The sequence below is a fragment of the Hymenobacter convexus genome (assembly GCF_030580955.1).
In the GTDB taxonomy this organism is placed as follows: Bacteria; Bacteroidota; Bacteroidia; order Cytophagales; family Hymenobacteraceae; genus Hymenobacter.
Genome location: NZ_JAUQON010000010.1, coordinates 51875 through 69525, shown reverse-complemented (window position 1 = coordinate 69525; position 17651 = coordinate 51875). Strand labels below are relative to the sequence as shown.

The window sequence follows — 17651 nt, the reverse complement described above, 5'->3', positions numbered from 1 at the left end:
AATTGGCGCCTTGGGATTCCTTGTGCCAATTTTTACCCGTTTTCTGATGAAAAGAATTAGCCTGTTAAGCGTGGCTATTGCCTTGCTGGCCAGTGGCTGCCGCCGCGAAGATTTGGTGATATACACCCCAACGGCCACGTCGCTGGCGGTGGCCTACCAGCCGTATGCCCCGCCTGTGCAGTCGTTTTCCGTCAATCTGGGCCAGGGGCAGACCTTTCGCACCAGCGGCGGCGCAACTATTTCGTTTAAAGCCAATTCGTTGGTTTTGCCCACCAACACGCTGGCCACCGGCACCGCCACGCTGCGGGTGCAGGAGCTGCATTCGGTGGGCGAACTGCTGCTGGCGGGCATGCATACCAACGTAGCGTATTTCAACAACCAACTGCTGGTGTCGGCGGGCGAATACAGAGTGCAGGCCTGGCAGGGCAGCACCCGCCTGCGCTGGAGCAGCCAGTTTGCGGGCACGGCCGGCTCGGCGCCCAACCTGACGACGCTCAGCGCGCCCGTTCCCACGGCCGGCCTCGATACGACCCGGATGTTTTTGTGGGCCCTGCCAATGGTGCAGAATGTGGGGGTGCGGGCGGCGGCCGATTCGATGGGCTGGCAACCGGCCGTGCAAGGGGCCCGCACCGCGTGGTCGCCGCTGCCGGCCAGCAGCGGCTTTTACAACGTAAATTTTCCGCTCGACACCATCAGCTGGCTGAATTTTGACCAGTATTGGCGCCCCGTAAATAATTCGAATTGGACCACGGCCCAGGTACGCGTGCCCGCCGGGGCCACCGAAACGCGGGTGTACCTGCGGCCCGTGGGCTACACCAGCCTCAGCCGCACCTTCGCCACGGCCGACCCCACGCTCTGGCAAAACCACTTGCCCGAGGGCACCGACACGCAAGTCATTGTGCAGCAGCTGCGCGATGGCCAGCTATACTTCGGCACGGCGCGCTACGTCTGGCGGCAAAATTCCATTTACACGCCCGCGCTACAGCCCCACACTGCGGCAGAAATTGCGCAGCTGGTGCAGCTGCTTTAATTCGGAGGAGGAAAGCTGTCCGTATTCGACCGTCATGCTCATCTGGCGTCCGCGCAGTCGAAGCATCTCTACCGCAGCAGTAAATCTGATTACCCCTGCGGCAGAGATGCTTCGACTGCGCGGACGCCAGATGAGCATGACGTTCTTAACTAGACAAGCCAAATCCTAACCAAGTCCCGCGCTCAAACCCGCTCGCCTGCAATTACCACGTCGCGCACCGGGTTTTCGCCCAGCCAGTAGGGGATTTCGGCCACGCTGCCCACGTTGAGCACCAGCAGGTCGGCGCGCTTGCCGGGCTCCAGGCTGCCGCAGTCGGCGGCGTGGCCAATGGCCCAGGCGGCGTTGAGGGTGGCGGCGGCCACGGCTTCTTTAGGCGTGAAACCCATCTTGAGGCAGGCCACCGACAGCGCCAGCCACAGGTTTTTGCTGGGGCACGAGCCGGGGTTGAAATCGGTACTTAGAGCCACGGGCAGGCCATTATTGATGAACTCGCGGGCCGGCGCGTACTTCTCCTGCCGCAGAAACAGCGGCACCAGCGGCAGCAGCACGGCCACGGTCTGGCCCTGGGTTTGCTGCGCGATGCGGGCGGCGGCGGCAGGCGTGAGGTAGTCGCAATGGTCGATGCTGGTAGCGCCCAACGCGGCGGCCATTTCGCAGCCCCCCAGGTCGTGCAGCTGCTCGGCGTGGATTTTCAGGCTGAAGCCCATTTTGTGGGCCTGCTCCAAGAAATAACGCGCCACCTCCAGTGGGAATGCGCCCTGCTCGCAGAAAATATCCACAAAGGCCGCCTCCCCTTTCAGGTCCGACAAGACTTCGCGCAGAATGAAATCGACGTAGGCGCGCGGGCCGGCTTCCTTGAATTCGGGCGGCACCACGTGGGCGCCCAGGAAGGTGGGCACCACCCGCACTGGCTGCTGGCGCCCGGCCGCGCGGGCCACGCGCACGAGGCGCAGCTCGGTGTCGCGGTCGAGGCCGTAGCCGCTTTTGGCTTCCAGCGTGGTGATGCCGTAGCGCCGGAAGCCTTCCAAATGGTGCAGGGCGTTTTCCAGCAGTTCCATTTCCGTAGCGGCGCGGGTGGCGCGCACCGTGCTCAGGATGCCGCCACCGCTGGCCAGAATATCGAGGTAGGACTCGCCGCGCAGCTTGCGCTCGAACTCGTGCGCCCGGTTGCCGCCGAATACGAGGTGGGTGTGGCACTCCACCAGGCCCGGCATTACCACGCAGCCGGAAGCATCCAGCAGGCGGGTTTCGGGAGTAATGTGGGCCAGGTCGAGGTCGGCCATGTGCCCGACAGCCACAATTTTATCGCCTTGGCAGGCCACGTAGCCCTGTTCGATAATGGTCCAATCGTGCAGGTTGGTGCCGGCCAGCGGACGGGCGGTGGGGCCGCCGGCCAGAGTGAGCACCTGCGCGGCGTGTTCGATGACGAGGGTGTAGGGAAGCATCCGGCAAAAGTATGGGGCACCACTCTTCTGTCATCCTGAGCGCAGCGAAGGACCTTGTCACGGCTGAGCAGTTTGCAGTAATCCAAACGGCAGCCGTGACAAGGTCCTTCGCTGCGCTCAGGATGACAGTCCCGAAAAAATGCCTGCACCCGATTACGTCCAGTACTGCACCGGCGCGTGCGGGAAGCGGCGCTGCCATTCGGCGTAGAACCAGGCCTTCATGGCTTGCATTTGCTCGGGCTGGTACACGTATTTGAGGCCGCCGAACTTGTTGCGCTTCACGGCCCGGCCTTCCTCGGCCAGGTCGAGGCCGGTGTTGGGGTACCATTGCAGCAGCACGTCTTTCGAGCCCGGCGTGAAGCGGTGGGTAATGAACTCCACGGTCAGGTCGCAGTCAAAATCCAGCGTCTGCTGCAGGCGGTCGAGCAGCTCGGTATAGTGGCGCTGCCAGTCCGGAATGGGCATGATGGGGGCCAGCACCACGCCCACGGGGTAGCCACCGCCGCCCTCGGCCACGGGCAGCGCCAACCGGCGCAGGGCCTGCATGCGCGCCTCCACCGAAGCGGTGCCGCCTTCGAGACGGCGCACCACGGGCTCGGCATTGAGGGAAAAGCGGGCGCGGGTGCGGCCGTGGTGCGGCAGGCCCAGAAGCGGGCCGATGTGGTCGTACTTGCTCACGAAGCGCAGTCGGGTGCCTTCGCGGGTGCCGAAATGGCGCACGGCCTCGGCCAGGCTGCCGGTGAGGTGCTCGATGCCCAGCACGTCGGTGTAGCAGCTGGCTTCGAAGCTTACGACGCGGCCGGGCTGCTCGTAGGTAGCGGTATTGGCCAGCAGCTGGGGCAGGTTGGCGAAGGCCTTGACGACGGGCGGGCCGCTGAGCGAACCAGCCAGGTAGCAGTACTGGCAGTGGGCGGGGCAGCCTTCGGCCAGGTTCAGCTGCCAGTCGGCCGAGGGCGGGGTGGGCTGCAGGCGCAGGGCGCCGGCGGGGGCCTTCACCACGGCCAGGGTGTTTTTGGCGGTGCGGTAGGTGGCGCGCACGTCGCCGCCGGGGTCGCGCAGGCCGGTGAGGCGGTTGCTTTTCAGCAGCTCCACTTCCAGGTTCTGGGCCGAAACGCGGGCCAGGATTTGCTGGCCGAACTCTTCGTCGAGGGCATCGGGCGTGAACACCACGCGCTGCGGCAGCCACAGCTTGGCCGAGTGGGTGCGCGGCGCCAGGGCGGGCGTGGGCGCATCGGTGAGCAGGGTATCGGAAAGGGCAACGAGCGAGCCGGAGGTCAGCATAAAGTTGGGTTGGTGGCAGATAGTAGTTCAACGTTTTTGGCAGGAAATAAAGTCCGCAAAAAAGCCTTAATCGAAGCAAATAGCAGCTTTTTCACTTGAAACAATGGCCTCGGATATTCACCCGAAATAGCTGCCTGCCCGGCGGCCAGCCACCATTTTGCGTACCCAGCTTAGCCCTCCGTTCGCCCTTCCACATGCCCCACCCCGACGCCGCCCCACTCATTCTCACCCTCGTGCTTGACGACGCCGGGCAAGCGTATTTCAACGACTTGCGCCGGCAGCATTTCCCGCCCAAAATCAACTACCTCGACGCCCACCTCACCCTTTTTCATCACCTGCCCGGCCCGGAGCTGGCCGGCGTGAGCGAGCAGCTCCGGCACATCAGCAGCACGCAGGAACCGTTGGCGCTGCGCGTGGCGGGCCTGCGCTCGTTGGGCCGGGGCGTGGCCTTCACCATCGAGAACGACGAGCTGCGCACCCTGCACCGCCGGCTGCAAACGGCCTTCGCTCCTCACCTCACGCCCCAAGACCAGCAAAAACTGCAGCCCCACGTCACCATCCAAAACAAGGTGGAGCCCGCCGCGGCCCGGCAGCTGCTGGCCGAACTGCAAGCCACTTTTGAGCCCTTCGAAGCGAGGGGCACCGGGCTGCACCTGTGGTCCTACCGCAACGGGCCGTGGGAGAGCCTGGCCGAATTCCCGTTCGAGGGCTAAGCGAAAAGGGCGCCGCCAGCCCGTCGTGCAGAAGCAGGCCCAGCCGCCACCTTATTTCGGCCCTTCCCAAGCCGCCAGCGCCGCCCGATGCTCCCGCCGCACCTGGGCCAGTACTGCGCTATCGGGCTGTAAGCCGATGAAAACGGCCGTGCCCCGCTCGCGGGCGTAGGGGTCGGTGATGGCGGCGACGCGGCGGTAGGAGGCGAAGCGCGGAGCCAGCTCCGGGTGCGGCTCGTCGTCGACGATGAGGACGGCCTGGCACGAATCGAGCGGCGGGTACCAGTAGAGGAAGCTGCCGTTGAGGCTGTTGGCAATGGGCAGGGCGCGGCGGCGGTTGAAGTAGTTGATGGCGCTGGCCTGGCCGTAGTTGGCACAGTGAATGAGGGTGTGGGCGCGGGCCGCAGCGGGCAGGCTTTGGTAGGCGGCCCAGGTTTTGTCGGCCAGCTCACGCCAGCCGCGCATGTCGGCGTAGTCCTGGGGCAGGGCGTGGTCCTGGCCGTCTTCCCAGCGATAGAAGCCGAGCGGGGCGTATTGGGGGCGCAGGGCGGCCATAGTGGCCGGGCTGCGCACCGGAAACATAAGCGGCAGAAAGAAGCTCAAAAAGCACAGCGGCAACAGCACCAGGGCAATTTGCACCGCCGTGCCCCAGTAAAAGGGCGACGCGCCAGCGGCCCGCTGCGGGCGGCGGAAACGCATTTCCCACCACCGGGCCCCAAAGGCAAATAGCACCGGGTAGTAGCCTAGGGCGTAATAGTCCTTGCCGTGCAGCGCGGCCAGCAGGCCCACGCCCAGCACCGAAACCCACCCCACGGCGCGGTAGGCCCGAAACGCCCGGCTCAGCAGCAACGCCAGCAGGCCGGCCAGCCATACCCAGGTGGCGGGCAGGCACATCAGCAGCTGGGCCTTCCAGAAGTCGAGCGGATTAACGTGCACCAACTGGCTGGACTTGAGTAAGGCCATGTGATGCAGGAAGGGGATGCCGTGGCGGATTTGCCACAGCGCATTGGGCAGCCACAGCAGCAGCGCCAGCCCCGCCGCGCCCCAGAAATGCCGGTTCAGTAGCAGGCGGCGCCAGTTGGTGAGCAGCAGCGCGCCGCCCAGCGCGGCAATGAAAAACAGCGTGGTGTACTTGTTCAGCAAGCCCAGGCCCAGCGCCGCGCCCAGCAAGTAGAGGTAGCGCGGCCGGCGTTCCTGCTCAAAGCACACCAACGCATACAGCGCCAGCACGAACCCAAGCACCTCAAACGAATTGGGCTGAAACAGCATATTGAGCCGCGCAAAGGCCGAGGCCAAATAGCAAACGCCCGCCAGCGCCTGCGCAAACCAGCCGCCGCCCAGCCGCCCGGCCAGCCGCACCACTAGGTACACCGTGGCCGCGCCCCACAGAAACGGCCAGAAATGCACCCACCCCTCGCCGCCACCCAGCGCCAGCGTGGCCCAGCCTTGCGCCGCCAGCAGCGGGGGCACTTCCAGGTAGCCCCAGGCCAGGTGCTGGCCCTGGTTGAGGTAGAGGTATTCGTCGCGCTGCAAGTCGTACTGTGTGCTGATGAGCAGGTAGCCCGACACGAACTTGACCAGAGCAAAGGCGAGCGGCAGGAAGCGTTTCATGCGCAGCAAGGTAGCCACGGGCTCCGGCTGGCAGCGCATTTCGGAGGAGAATTGCTTTTGCCGGGCGTGGCCGCGAAGGAGCTGATTTACCGCCCGCCGGGCCCTATCTTTCGCTACTTCATTTATTTCACTTGCCTTTGATAAACGAGCTACTTTTCCAATGATTCTCTACGGTTACAAGGGTGCCCACGTGCGCACCGCCCCATTGCCCGGCGTGGCCTGCCCCTTTTGCGCCGCCGCCGATACCCTGCACGTGAGCTTGTTCAGCCGGTATGCCCACATCTACTACATCCCGCTCTTTCCCTTTGCCAAACCGGTGGTGGCCGCCTGCGCAAACTGCAACCTGAGTTGGGACAACAAAGCGCTGCCGCCGGCCTTGCGCGAGCCCATCCGCGCCGCGAAGCAGGCCACCCGCATGCCGCTGTGGACCTGGTCGGGCACGGCGCTGCTGGCGGTGGGCCTGGGCTGGGCGGCCCTGGCCGGCGCGCGCGACGACCGCGAAAACCAAGCCTACCTGACCGCCCCGCACGTGGGCGACATTTACACGGTGCGCGCCAAAGCGGACGACAACGCCTACTCGCTGCTGAAAGTGGTGGGCGTGCAAGGCAGCACCGTGGAGGTGGTGGCCAACGAGTACACCATCGACAACAGCCACCCCATCGACCAACTCAACGAGCCCGCCAAATACAGCAAAGAGCCGTTCTCCTTGGGCCAGTTCGAGCTGAAAATCATGCAGAACAAGGGCCAGCTCACCGACGTGGACCGGCTGGGCGACTAGCCCGCGGCCGGCGCTACTGCGGCCATAGGCCCGCCCAGCGCAGGAAGTCCTCGCCCACCTGGTCCCAGTAGTCGTCGTCGTAATTGATTTGGCCATCTTTGAAGCCGAAGAAGTTGTGCTCGCGGCCGGGATATTCCCGGAAGGTGAAGTTGGTGCGGTGCTGCCGCGTGGCTTCCAGGCGCAGGTAGTCGTCGCCGGCCACGCCCGCATCGCGCGTGCCGAACCCGATGAACATGGGCACTTTCGTGCGCAGCAGCACCGGCATTTCGGAGGAGCCGAAGCCGTAGGTGTTGCGCGGGTCGTCGCCCTTGCAGTCGGCAATAGTGGGGTCGGCCACCACCTGCTGCCAGCGGCGGAAAACCCAGCCTACCGCAGCCGTATCGGCCGCTTGCCGGTTTTGGGCCAGCATCGACATCAGCCGGCCCAACGGGTTGCCGTTCAGGTACACGGCGCGGCTCACCAGGCCCGGCACGGCGGCCAGGTGCGCCACCACGCTCGTGCCCTGCGAGTGCCCGCCGATAACGACGTGCGCCGCATCAACCCACGGCTGCTTTTTGAGGTAGCGCAGCACGGCCTCATCGCGCCGCACGTAGTAGTCAAGATAGTTGCGGGCGCAGTAGTAGGCCGGCGGAGAAGTTTCGCGAAAAATGGCGTTGGGGTCCTGCCCCGTCACATCGAACGTGAGCGGAATGCCGGGCTTGCTGATGATGGCTATATGGCAGCTTTCCAGCACCTTTTTGGGGTGAAATCCGAACGGCGTATAAAGCCCGTGCTCATCGTACAGCACCAGCGGCGTGGGAATGGAACCCTGCTCCCAGAGCAGCAGCGGCTTCTTCAGCTTCTCTTCGCCGGGCTTCGATAGGAGCAGCACCTGCACGCTGTCGCGCCCGAACATCACCACGAGCTGACGGTAGCCAAAGGACTCGGGCGAGCGCCGGGCGGCGGGCGTGGTTTGGGTGGAGGGCGCTGTTTGGGCGCGGCCGGGGTAGCCCAGGCCCGCCAGGAGCACCAGTATCAAAAGCCGTAAGGATGGGCGCATGCAGTCCGTTTTTGCCGAACGGCTACGTTGCCGGGGCGGCGCAAGGACTTTAGAGGCCGGTGGGCAGTTGCACCAGCCGTAGGTAGTCGCCCAGCCCCGCGGGTTTCTGAAACACGTGGATGAACAGGATAGGCTCCTCGCCGCGGCTGCGCCAGATTTCGGCGTAGAAGCCCGCCACCGCATACAGCGTCAGGTCGAAGCTGTCTTCCTGGCGCTCGGCCAGGCGGGTGCCGTGCCGGGCAAGGTGCTCGGCCTGGAGGCGCTGGTGCAGGGCTTTGAAATCGGCGAGAGTCACGGCAGGGAAATACAAAAGAACGTCATGCTGAGCGCAGTCAAAGCATCTCTGCCGCCGCAGTATTCCTGTCGATTGGGTTTACTCATCGCAGTAGAGATGCTTCGACAAGCTCAGCATGACGTTCTTTTGTTCCCAGACTTCGCTATCCGTTTCCATGAACACCTTTCGCTTTCCCCACCCGCTGGTGCTGCTGGTGGGCTTCATCATGCTGGCCGCCGCGCTGAGCTATGTGCTGCCGGCCGGCCAGTTTGCCCGCCAGAAAAACGCGGCCACCGGCCGCGAGGTGGTGGTGCCCGGCTCCTACCAGCGCGTGGCCGCTACGCCCGTGGGCCCGCTCGACATGCTCGTGGATGTGCCCAAAGGCATGGAAGCCGCCGCGGACATCATCTTTCTCATTTTTCTGGCCGGCGGCGCCTTCACCGTGCTCGACCAAACCGGCGCCCTGCGCCACGGCGTGGACTGGCTGCTGGCCCGCGCCCAGGGCCGCGAGGTGCTCGTCATCCCCATCGTGAGCCTGCTGTTCGCCACCATGGGCGCTTTGGAAAACATGGGGGAGGAAATTGTGCCCCTGGTGCCGGTGCTGCTCGTGCTGATGCGGCGGCTGGGTTACCCCGTCATCACTGCCGTGGCGGCCAGCCTGGGGGCGGCCATCGTGGGCGCCGCGTTTAGCCCGATAAACCCGTTTCAGGTCGTCATCGCGCAGCAGCTGGCGCAGTTGCCCTTTTTCTCGGGCGGGGCCTTTCGCATAGCCCTGCTGCTGCCCGCCGTGGCCCTCTGGATTGCGGGCACCATGCGCCACGCCATTCGCCACCGCGTAGCCCCCGACCTCACCATTGCCGACGTAGTGGCCGATGCCCGCGGGGCCGGCCGCCACGGCCTGGTGCTGCTCCTGCTACTGGTGTGTTTCAGCATCTTCGGCTACGGCGTGGTGAGCCTGGGCTGGAATTTCGACCAGATGGGCGCGCTGTTTTTCGTGCTGGGCGTGGGGGCCGGCTTGCTGGGCGGGCTGGGTTTCTCGGGCACGGCCGAAGGCTTCGTGACCGGCTTCCGCGACATTGCGTTTTCGGCCCTGCTGATTGGGTTTGCCCGCGCCATTTTCGTGGTGCTCGAGCAGGGCCACATTGTCGATACCATTGTGCAGGGCCTATCGGCGCCGTTGGCGCATTTGCCCGTTACGCTTTCCGCGCTGGGCATGATGGTGGTGCAAACCGCGCTGCACCTGCCCGTGCCCAGCGTGAGCGGGCAGGCCACGCTCACCATGCCGCTCTTTGCGCCGCTGGCCGACATTATCGGCATGTCGCGCCAGGTGGTGGTGCTGTGCTTTCAATACGCCGCCGGCCTCTGCGAGCTCATCACGCCCACCAACGGCTCGCTGCTGGCCATGCTGGCCATCTGCGGCATCCGCTTCGACCAGTGGATTCGCTTCGTGGCCCCGCTCTACGGCTTGCTATTGGCGCTCGGCGTGGCGGGTGTGGTAGCGGCCATCGCGCTGGGCGTGTGAGGCTTGAGTTTATGTCTGTCATCCTGAGCGCAGCGAAGGACCTTGCCACTAAAGAACAACGAAAGTGCAGAAGTGACAAGGTCCTTCGCTGCACTCAGGATGACAGGTGTAACAGACGTCTTTCTCAGTCCGCCCGCAACTCGCTGGCGGCGAAAACGTGCGGCAGCTTGCGCTTGCGCTCCACAATCTGAAATGAAGCCGTGTCGGTCGACTCGTTCCAGAACACGTCCGAAATGTGGCCGAAGTGGCGGTACTGGCCCGGCTGCGGCGTCACCTCCTCCACGGCATCGCCGAAGCTGAACTTGGGCTTGTGGTATATTTCCTTGAACAGCTCGGGCCGCACCAGAAACTGCTGCTCGTCGTAGCGAATGGTAATCCATTCACCCTCTTCGTCTTCACTTATTTTCTCAAACAGCTTGCCCACGGGCTCCAGCAGCTCGAACGAGCGGCGGTTGGCGGGGTGAATGTAGCGGAAGCCATAATCGGGCGACCAGCCGTAAAGGCCAAAAATGACGGGTTTGGGTCGGCGCATTGGGTGGTAAAAAAGCGGGGCAAAGATTACCCCCAAAACCCCAATTCAGTCCCCAAAGTTGCCCGCCCGGTTGCTTTAGCTTTTCTATCTCAACTCTTCTTTGCCGTCTGGTAATGCGCCAGCAGGCGGTCGCGGTGCGCGGCGCCGTCGTGGCTGTTGGCGAAGGAAATGCGGTGTTGCTGGCCATCTGCCCGGTGCACCAGCACGTCGGCGGGGCCCACGGGCTCCACGGCCGTTACTTCGGCCCACGTCAACTCGTGCGCCGGGCCCAGGCGGTGGGTGCGCACGGCAAACCCATCGGCGTGCAGGTGCAGAAACTGCCGGTCGGTCAGCTGGTTGAGGCGGAAAGCCAGCACCACGTACATGAGCGCCACGGCGGCGTACAGCCAGGGCAGCACGTGCAGCCGGTGCGGCGCCCCGGCCAGCTCGGCGGCATGGTGGCGGTGCCAGATGTGGTAGCTTTCGAGGGCCAGAATGCTGGCGGCGGCCAGCTCCAGCCATGCCACCGGCTCGCGGTGAAAGGGGTTGTGGCGCAGGTGCCGCAGCTCGCGCGCCATCAGCCCGAGGTAGGCCGCGCCCACGGCAATTTCCAAGGCTCCCAGGAACGTAAGATGCTCTTCCCCTGACAGAATGGGCACCACGCCAAAAAACAGTACCAGGGCCGGCGCGACGTGCCCCAGCGTTTTAGCCGCTTGCTGCTTGGCGTAGCGGCGATGATAGAGGGTGGTGCGGCCCTCGGCGGCGGGAGTGGCGACGTTCATGCCGGAAAAGGTCGGGAGAATTTGGCAAAGCCGCAACTCGGCGCCGCCGGGCTACGGCCCTGACCAACAGCCTGAACAAGCAGACGGCATGCATGAGCTAGCCAAAAGTTGCTCAGATGCGTATTGCCCACCTACCTCTTGCTTTGCACCGGCCGCATTTTCGGCTTCCCGGGCAGAGGGCTTTGCTTTTTTCAATGCCAACCGTTTCCGATTCCAAACCCGCGCCCCGCGCCAAAACCCCTTCCAAAACCACCGCCACCAAGCCCGCCGCCAAGGCCAGCGCCCCGCCCACCGGGCCCGCGCCGCAGCCCGGCATGGGCGCCGTGCCCCACGAGGGCGGCACCACCTTCCGGGTGTGGGCACCCCACGCCGACGCGGTTTCCGTGATTGGCACTTTCAATGACTGGAATGCCGGGAAGAACCCGTTGCAGCACGAGGCCGACGGCTATTGGGCCATCGACGTGCCCGGCGCCAAGCCCGGCGACGAGTACAAATACCACATTACCAACGGCAAGCAGCAGTTCGACCGCAACGACCCTTACGCCCGGCAGGTGACCAACTCGGCCGGCTCGTCGGTGGTGCACGACCCGAATTTCGATTGGGCCGACGACAACTTCCAGATGCCGGCCTGGAACGAGCTGGTGATATACGAGCTGCACGTGGGCACCTTCAACGCCCCCGACGCTGACAAGGTGGGCACCTTCGCCCAGGTGGCCGAAAAGTTGCCTTACCTGCGCGATTTGGGCATCAACTGCATCGAGCTGTTGCCAGCCACGGAGTTTCCGGGCAGCCGCTCGTGGGGCTACAACCCGGCCAATCCGTTTGCGCTGGAAAGCGACTATGGCGGACCGGTGGCCTTCAAAGAATTGGTGAAAGCGGCGCACCAGCACGGCATTGCGGTGGTGCTGGATGTGGTGTACAACCACTTCGGCCCCGGCGACCTGGATTTGTGGCAATTTGACGGCTGGAGCGAGAACGACGGCGGCGGCATCTATTTCTACAACGACTGGAAGGCCGAAACGCCCTGGGGCCACAACCGCCCCGACTACGGCCGCCCCGAGGTGCGCCAGTACATCCGCGACAATGCCCTGATGTGGCTGCAGGAATACCGCGTCGACGGCCTGCGAGCCGATGCCATCGCCTTCATCCGCAACGTGAAGGGCGAAGAAAACCCCGGCGACGACTTGCCCGAAGGCTGGAGCCTGATGCGCTGGATTAACGAGGAAATCGACCAGACCATGCCTTGGAAAATCACCATCGCCGAAGACATGCGCGGCAACGCCGGCATCACCGAAAGCGTGGCCAACGGCGGTCAGGGCTTCGATTCGCAATGGGACAGCTCGTTCGTGTACCCCATTGTGGAAGCCCTGACCACGCCCAACGACGCCGACCGCAACATGCAGGCTGTGGCCGATGCCCTCTCCGAGAGCTACAACGGCGACGCCTTCCGCCGCGTCATCTACACCGAAAGCCACGACGAAGTGGCCAACGGCAAAAGCCGCGTGGCCGACGAAATCATGCCCGACGCGCCCGACAGCTACTACTCCAAGAAGCGCACCACGCTGGGCGCCGCGCTGGTGTTCACGGCGCCGGGTATTCCGATGCTGTTTCAGGGCCAGGAATTTCTGGCCGATGGCGAGTTCAACGACGCCGAGCCGCTGGTGTGGGCCCACGTGGAAACCCGCGCCGGCCTAGTGCACCTCTACCGCGACCTGATTGCGCTGCGCCGCAACTTCCGGGGCCAGACGCGCGGCCTGAGCGGCCAGCACACCCACGTTTTCCACGTCAACAACACCGAGAAACTGGTGGCCTTCGCCCGCTGGGACCAGGGCGAAAACGTGCCCAACGACACCACCGTGGTGCTGGCCAACTTCGCCAACGCGGCCCGCGAAAACTACACCATCGGCCTGCCCGGCCCCGGCCGCTGGACGGTGCGCTTCAACAGCGACTGGCGCGGCTACGACGGCGAATTCAGCGATTTCGACAGCTTCGGCATTGATGCCGAGGCGGGCGAATACGACGGCTACGCCTGGCACGGCAGCATCGGCGTGGCGCCCTACGCGGTGCTCATTTTGTCGCAGGAAGGGTAACAATTGGCCCGCTTCCCGTATAGCAGAACGTCATGTGGCCCGCGTCGCATGGCGTTTTTGCGTTTTGCATCACCCACGTTCTGAGGTTTCGCGCCTCACCGCTTCTCCTGCTTATGGCCCCAACCGACTCCTCTCCTGTTCAGCCCAACAACGTCCCCAACTCCGAACTGAAAAACGCCCTGTTTATTATCGCCGGGGTGGTTTCGGCGGCGTTCGGGCTCAAGTCCTTCCTGCTTTCCAGTCACTTCATTGATGGCGGCGTCACGGGCGTTTCCATGCTGCTGGCCACGGCGTTTCGCCTGCCGCTTTCCATTCTGATTCTGGTCATCAACCTGCCGTTTATTGCACTGGGTTACAACCAACTGGGCCGCCGCTTCGCCTTGCGCAGCGCCCTGGGCATTGGCGGGCTGGCGCTGGTGCTGGCCCTGGTGCCTTTCCCCGATGTGACGCCCGACCGCCTGCTCACGGCCGTGTTCGGCGGGGTGTTCATTGGGGCGGGCATCGGGCTGGCCATGCGCGGCGGGGCCGTGCTCGACGGCACCGAAATTGCCGCCCTGCTTGTGAGCCGCTACCTGGTGCTGCTCAAAGTCAGTGACTTAATCCTGATTCTCAACGTCGTCATCTTCGGCGTGGCGGTGCTGGTGCTCGGTACCGAGCCGGCGCTGTACTCCATGCTCACCTACTTCGCCGCCGCCCGCGTGCTGGAGTTCGTGCTCAACGGCATCGAGCAGTACACGGGCGTCACCATCGTGTCGGAATACAGCGACGCCATCCGCAAGGTCATCACCGAAAAGCTGGGTCGGGGCGTGACGATGTACCAGGGCAAATCGGGCTACGGCAAGCGCGGCGAAATGGGCATCGAGCGCGACATCGTCTTCACCGTCGTGACGCGCCTGGAGCTGCCCGCCCTGCGCACCGCCGTGCAGGAAGTCGACCCCCGCGCCTTCATCGTGCAATACCGCATCGACGACGCGCAGGGCGGCATCATCAAGAAGCGGGCGCTGCATTAGGCATCATTATCAACTAAAACTAGAACGTCATGCTGAGCGCAGCCGAAGCATCTCTACCGCGCAAGTAATTAAGCTTTACTGCTACGGTAGAGATGCTTCGGCTGCGCTCAGCATGACGTGCTGCTTATATGATGTTATATTTTTTTCTCTTTTCATACTTTGCCTACTACCCCCACCGCCCCCCACTTCACCGCCCCCGCCGGCACCATCATCGGCCGGGCCGATGGGCCGGTGCTACGCGCCACCGGCATTCATTACGCCCGGGCCGCGCGGTTCCAGCCGCCGGTGCCGGTGCCACCCGCCACGGCTCCCATCCAGGCCACGGCGCCCGCTCCCGCCTGCCCACAGCTCGCCGACCCGCGGGTGGACCAGGTGATGGGAGACCTGTTTGCCGCACTCAGCTTTGACGAGGAATGCCTGCGCCTTTCCATCACCGTGCCCGCCGATTTTCGCCCCAATGAGCGCCTGCCGGTCATCGTGTGGGTGCACGGCGGCTCCTACGTATCCGGCGCGGGCGATTTGGCCATTTACGACCCCGCCACCTGGGTAGCCGAACAGCGGGTGATATTCGTGGCCGTGACGTACCGGCTGGGGCTGTTCGGGTTTCTGGGCAGCGGCAACACGCCGCCCAATCTGGGTTTGCTCGATTTGCTGGAAGCCCTGCGCTGGGTGCAGCGCAACATCACCGCATTTGGCGGCGACCCGGCGTTGGTGACAATGTTCGGCCATTCGTCGGGGGCCGATGCCATTGCTCAATTGATGCTCACGGAGGGCGCGGCCGGCCTGTTTCGGCGCGTGATGTTGCACAGCGCCCCGCTGGGCCTCACCCGCAATCGCCAGCGCATGCTACGCGCCATGAGCCGGGCCATGGGCCCGCTCCTGCCCTCCGCAACGGTGGCCGAGGTGCTGGCCCGCGAAAGCGCCGTGGTCAGAGCCGCCCGCTGGCAGGGCCTGAAAAGCGGCATGCCCTTCGGCCCCCAGTACGGCGCCGCGCCCCTCCCGCCCGAAACCGAAATTGACGCCAGCTGGGCCGCGGTGGCCCCGTACATAGACGTACTCATCGGCGCCACGGCCGAAGAAACCCGCTTTTTTGCCGTCATCGACCCGACGTTCAACTGGCTGCAGCGCCTGCCGCTGGCGGGCCGCCGCGTAGTGCACCTGCTCACGGAGGTCACGTCGCGCCGCATTTACTTGGCCCCAGCGCAGGCTTTTGCCGCGCAGCAGGCCCGGGCGGGCGGCCGGGCCTGGCGGTTTTTGCTCACCTACCAGCCGCCCGGCAGCCCATTCGGGGCCGCGCACGTCGTGGATTTGCCGCTGCTGCTGGGCAACCGCGCCGGCTGGGCCGCCACGCCGCTGCTGGGCGCGGCCAACTGGGAGGAATTCGACGCCGCCGGCCGGCAGGTGCGGCAGCTGTGGGCTGATTTTGCCCGTACCGGCGTGCTGCCCGAGCGAGTAGAGATTCCAGGCGTGCTGGAGGTGGAGAAAGCATAACACCTGTCATCCTGGGCGCAGCGAAGGACCTTCTCACGCTTGAACAGCTTGCTCATTCGTGAGAAGGTCCTTCGCTGCGCCCAGGATGACAGGCGATATTCGTACTGCCTCAACTATAAAAATTGGCCTAAGCCCTCAAAAAAAGCCTCCTGTATTTGGCAGGTGCGGCCCAAACCGGCTTACCTTTCGCCACGTTCTTTCGCTCGTTCTTCGCCGTCCAATTCCCGCGCCCATCCTATGCAGACCACTGCCAACGCCCCCGAAGCCCTGTTTCCCGATTCGCTGCTCGTTGAGGTAGCGTGGGAAGTCTGCAATCAGGTGGGCGGCATCTACACCGTTATCCGCTCGAAGGTGCCGGCCACCGTGCCCGCCTGGGGCGACCGGTATTGCCTGCTTGGGCCCTACTTCCCCAACATGGCCCAGGGCGAATTTGAGCCCTACGACGACCTGGCCATACATACCGCTTCCGACCCGTTTGGGGCGGCCGTGCGCACCATGCGCGCCCAGGGGTACGACGTGCAGATTGGTACCTGGCTGGTGACGGGCCGGCCCCGCGTGGTGCTCATCAACCCGTTTCAGACCTACGGCCGACTCGGCCAGCTGAAGTCGGAACTGTGGTCCCGCCACGGTATTCCCTCGCCGGATAACGATGACCTGCTGCACCAGGTCATTGCCTTTGGGCACCTCACCACCATTTTCTTTCAGCACGTGGCGGCTCAGGTGAAGCCCGCGCAGCGCCTGCTGGGCCACTTCCACGAGTGGATGACCGGCGTGGCCATTCCGGAGCTGCGCCGCCTGCAGGTGCCCGCGCACCTGCTCTTCACCACGCACGCCACCCTGCTGGGCCGCTACCTGGCCATGAACGACCCGGCCTTTTACGACCACCTGATGTGGGTGAACTGGGAGGCCGAAGCCAAGCACTTCAACATCGAGCCGGCCGTGCGCATGGAGCGCGCCGCCGCCCACGGCAGCCACGTCTTCACCACCGTGAGCGAGCTGACGGTGCGCGAGTGCATCTATTTGCTCGATAGGATTCCGGACGCGGTGCTGCCCAACGGCCTCAACATCGAGCGCTTCGTGGCCCTGCACGAGTTCCAGAACCTGCACCAGCAGTACAAGGCCAAGATTCACGAATTCGTGATGGCCCACTTTTTCCAGTCGTACGCTTTCGACCTGGACAAGACGCTGTATTTCTTCACCTCCGGCCGTTACGAGTACCACAACAAAGGCTTCGACCTGACCCTCGAAGCCCTGGCCCGCCTCAACCACCGCCTGCAGCAAAGCGGCCTGGAAGGCCAGGTGGTGATGTTTTTCATCACCAAGCGGCCCTACACCAGCATCAACCCGCAGGTGCTGGAACGCCGCGCCCTGCTGGATGAGGTGCACGAAACCTGCCAGGCCATCGAGCGCCAAGTGGGCGAGCGCCTGTTCTACGCCGCCGCCGCCAGCCAGGACCACAAGCTGCCCGACCTCAGCGCCATGGTGGACGACTACTGGAAGCTGCGCTACCGCCGCACGCTCCAAACCTGGAAGACCAACACCCTGCCCCCCGTCATCACCCACAACCTGGTGAACGACCAAGACGACGACATCCTGAACTTCATGCGCCGGGCCAACCTGCTCAACCACAAGCACGACCGGGTAAAAATGGTGTACCACCCCGACTTTGTGTCGCCGGCCTCGCCCCTGCTGGGCATGGAGTACGGGCAGTTTGTGCGCGGCTGCCACATGGGCGTGTTTCCGAGCTATTACGAGCCCTGGGGCTATACCCCGCTCGAATGCGTGGCCCGCGGCGTGCCCGCCATCACCTCCGACCTCTCAGGCTTTGGCGACTACGCCCTGCAAAACGTGCCCGACCCCGAGAGCAAAGGCATTTTCGTGGTGCACCGCCAGGAAAAAACCTTCGACGAATCGGCCGAGGAGCTCTGCAACATGCTCTGGGACTTCGTACTCCTCACCCGCCGTGAACGCATCATGCAGCGCAACGCCGTGGAAAGCTCCGCCGAGTTATTCGACTGGAAAAACCTGCGCGTGTACTACGACCGAGCGTATGCGCTGGCGCTGGAACGGCAGTAGG

General features: G+C 64.4%; 15 protein-coding genes. 8 read left to right on the top strand and 7 right to left on the bottom strand.

What is annotated here, in order from left to right; all coding sequences use genetic code 11:
- Positions 1 to 46: 46 nt before the first annotated feature.
- Positions 47 to 1030, top strand: coding sequence for a hypothetical protein (locus tag Q4S41_RS19400; protein ID WP_305032786.1), 984 nt, complete (start codon positions 47 to 49; stop codon positions 1028 to 1030).
- Between the two features lie 182 nt (positions 1031 to 1212).
- Here the strand turns inward: Q4S41_RS19400 and hutI are convergent, their stop codons facing one another.
- Together hutI and Q4S41_RS19390 are read right to left on the bottom strand one after the other, a co-directional pair.
- Positions 1213 to 2475, bottom strand: coding sequence for an imidazolonepropionase (hutI, locus tag Q4S41_RS19395; protein ID WP_305032785.1), 1263 nt, complete (start codon positions 2473 to 2475; stop codon positions 1213 to 1215).
- Between the two features lie 153 nt (positions 2476 to 2628).
- A complete protein-coding gene (locus Q4S41_RS19390) occupies positions 2629 to 3756 on the bottom strand; it encodes a spore photoproduct lyase family protein (protein ID WP_305032784.1) in 1128 nt (375 codons plus the stop codon).
- Positions 3757 to 3950: 194 nt separating this feature from the next.
- Here Q4S41_RS19390 and Q4S41_RS19385 point away from each other — a divergent pair, with 194 nt between their 5' ends.
- Positions 3951 to 4469 (top strand): 2'-5' RNA ligase family protein, encoded by a 519-nt coding sequence (locus tag Q4S41_RS19385; RefSeq protein WP_305032783.1) that lies wholly within the window; start codon positions 3951 to 3953, stop codon positions 4467 to 4469.
- Between the two features lie 51 nt (positions 4470 to 4520).
- Here Q4S41_RS19385 and Q4S41_RS19380 read toward each other — a convergent pair whose 3' ends face one another.
- Complete coding sequence (locus Q4S41_RS19380; protein WP_305032782.1) at positions 4521 to 6077, bottom strand: glycosyltransferase family 39 protein; 1557 nt, start codon at positions 6075 to 6077, stop codon at positions 4521 to 4523.
- A gap of 160 nt (positions 6078 to 6237) precedes the next feature.
- Here Q4S41_RS19380 and Q4S41_RS19375 point away from each other — a divergent pair, with 160 nt between their 5' ends.
- Entirely contained in the window at positions 6238 to 6855 is a 618-nt protein-coding gene (locus tag Q4S41_RS19375; protein ID WP_305032781.1) for a hypothetical protein, read from the top strand.
- A gap of 13 nt (positions 6856 to 6868) precedes the next feature.
- Here the strand turns inward: Q4S41_RS19375 and Q4S41_RS19370 are convergent, their stop codons facing one another.
- Together Q4S41_RS19370 and Q4S41_RS19365 are read right to left on the bottom strand one after the other, a co-directional pair.
- Entirely contained in the window at positions 6869 to 7873 is a 1005-nt protein-coding gene (locus tag Q4S41_RS19370) for an alpha/beta hydrolase family protein (RefSeq protein ID WP_369811336.1), read from the bottom strand.
- Positions 7874 to 7943: 70 nt separating this feature from the next.
- Complete coding sequence (locus tag Q4S41_RS19365) at positions 7944 to 8189, bottom strand: hypothetical protein (protein ID WP_305032780.1); 246 nt, start codon at positions 8187 to 8189, stop codon at positions 7944 to 7946.
- Between the two features lie 154 nt (positions 8190 to 8343).
- On the opposite strand from Q4S41_RS19365, the gene Q4S41_RS19360 reads away from it, so the two are divergent.
- On the top strand, positions 8344 to 9690 hold the full coding sequence (locus tag Q4S41_RS19360) for a YfcC family protein (protein WP_305032779.1): 1347 nt from the start codon (positions 8344 to 8346) through the stop codon (positions 9688 to 9690).
- Positions 9691 to 9814: 124 nt separating this feature from the next.
- Here the strand turns inward: Q4S41_RS19360 and Q4S41_RS19355 are convergent, their stop codons facing one another.
- Together Q4S41_RS19355 and Q4S41_RS19350 are read right to left on the bottom strand one after the other, a co-directional pair.
- Positions 9815 to 10222, bottom strand: a complete 408-nt coding sequence (locus Q4S41_RS19355) for a DUF6960 family protein (RefSeq protein WP_305032778.1) — start codon at positions 10220 to 10222, stop codon at positions 9815 to 9817.
- 89 nt (positions 10223 to 10311) lie between these two features.
- Entirely contained in the window at positions 10312 to 10983 is a 672-nt protein-coding gene (locus Q4S41_RS19350) for a hypothetical protein (protein WP_305032777.1), read from the bottom strand.
- 194 nt (positions 10984 to 11177) lie between these two features.
- Here Q4S41_RS19350 and Q4S41_RS19345 point away from each other — a divergent pair, with 194 nt between their 5' ends.
- The 4 genes from Q4S41_RS19345 to Q4S41_RS19330 all read left to right on the top strand — a co-directional run bounded on the left by Q4S41_RS19345 (position 11178) and on the right by Q4S41_RS19330 (position 17650).
- Positions 11178 to 13073: an alpha-amylase family glycosyl hydrolase gene (locus tag Q4S41_RS19345; protein ID WP_305032776.1), complete on the top strand. Its 1896-nt coding sequence runs from the start codon at positions 11178 to 11180 to the stop codon at positions 13071 to 13073.
- 113 nt (positions 13074 to 13186) lie between these two features.
- On the top strand, positions 13187 to 14083 hold the full coding sequence (locus Q4S41_RS19340; RefSeq protein ID WP_305032775.1) for a YitT family protein: 897 nt from the start codon (positions 13187 to 13189) through the stop codon (positions 14081 to 14083).
- A 159-nt stretch (positions 14084 to 14242) separates the two neighbouring features.
- Positions 14243 to 15574 carry a carboxylesterase family protein gene (locus tag Q4S41_RS19335; protein ID WP_305032774.1) on the top strand — a complete coding sequence of 444 codons (1332 nt, stop codon included), beginning with the start codon at positions 14243 to 14245 and terminating at the stop codon, positions 15572 to 15574.
- 237 nt (positions 15575 to 15811) lie between these two features.
- Positions 15812 to 17650, top strand: coding sequence for a glycosyltransferase (locus tag Q4S41_RS19330; RefSeq protein ID WP_305032773.1), 1839 nt, complete (start codon positions 15812 to 15814; stop codon positions 17648 to 17650).
- Position 17651 lies beyond the last annotated feature (1 nt).

Bases quoted from the DNA above. Each gene is read 5' to 3' on its own strand.
- Q4S41_RS19350 (WP_305032777.1), bottom strand. From the start codon at position 10,983: ATGAACGTCGCCACTCCCGCCGCCGAGGGCCGCACCACCCTCTATCAT.
- Q4S41_RS19375 (WP_305032781.1), top strand. From the start codon at position 6,238: ATGATTCTCTACGGTTACAAGGGTGCCCACGTGCGCACCGCCCCATTG.
- hutI (WP_305032785.1), bottom strand. From the start codon at position 2,475: ATGCTTCCCTACACCCTCGTCATCGAACACGCCGCGCAGGTGCTCACT.
- Q4S41_RS19340 (WP_305032775.1), top strand. From the start codon at position 13,187: ATGGCCCCAACCGACTCCTCTCCTGTTCAGCCCAACAACGTCCCCAAC.
- Q4S41_RS19355 (WP_305032778.1), bottom strand. From the start codon at position 10,222: ATGCGCCGACCCAAACCCGTCATTTTTGGCCTTTACGGCTGGTCGCCC.
- Q4S41_RS19380 (WP_305032782.1), bottom strand. From the start codon at position 6,077: ATGAAACGCTTCCTGCCGCTCGCCTTTGCTCTGGTCAAGTTCGTGTCG.
- Q4S41_RS19390 (WP_305032784.1), bottom strand. From the start codon at position 3,756: ATGCTGACCTCCGGCTCGCTCGTTGCCCTTTCCGATACCCTGCTCACC.
- Q4S41_RS19400 (WP_305032786.1), top strand. From the start codon at position 47: ATGAAAAGAATTAGCCTGTTAAGCGTGGCTATTGCCTTGCTGGCCAGT.
- Q4S41_RS19330 (WP_305032773.1), top strand. From the start codon at position 15,812: ATGCAGACCACTGCCAACGCCCCCGAAGCCCTGTTTCCCGATTCGCTG.
- Q4S41_RS19385 (WP_305032783.1), top strand. From the start codon at position 3,951: ATGCCCCACCCCGACGCCGCCCCACTCATTCTCACCCTCGTGCTTGAC.
- Q4S41_RS19345 (WP_305032776.1), top strand. From the start codon at position 11,178: ATGCCAACCGTTTCCGATTCCAAACCCGCGCCCCGCGCCAAAACCCCT.
- Q4S41_RS19360 (WP_305032779.1), top strand. From the start codon at position 8,344: ATGAACACCTTTCGCTTTCCCCACCCGCTGGTGCTGCTGGTGGGCTTC.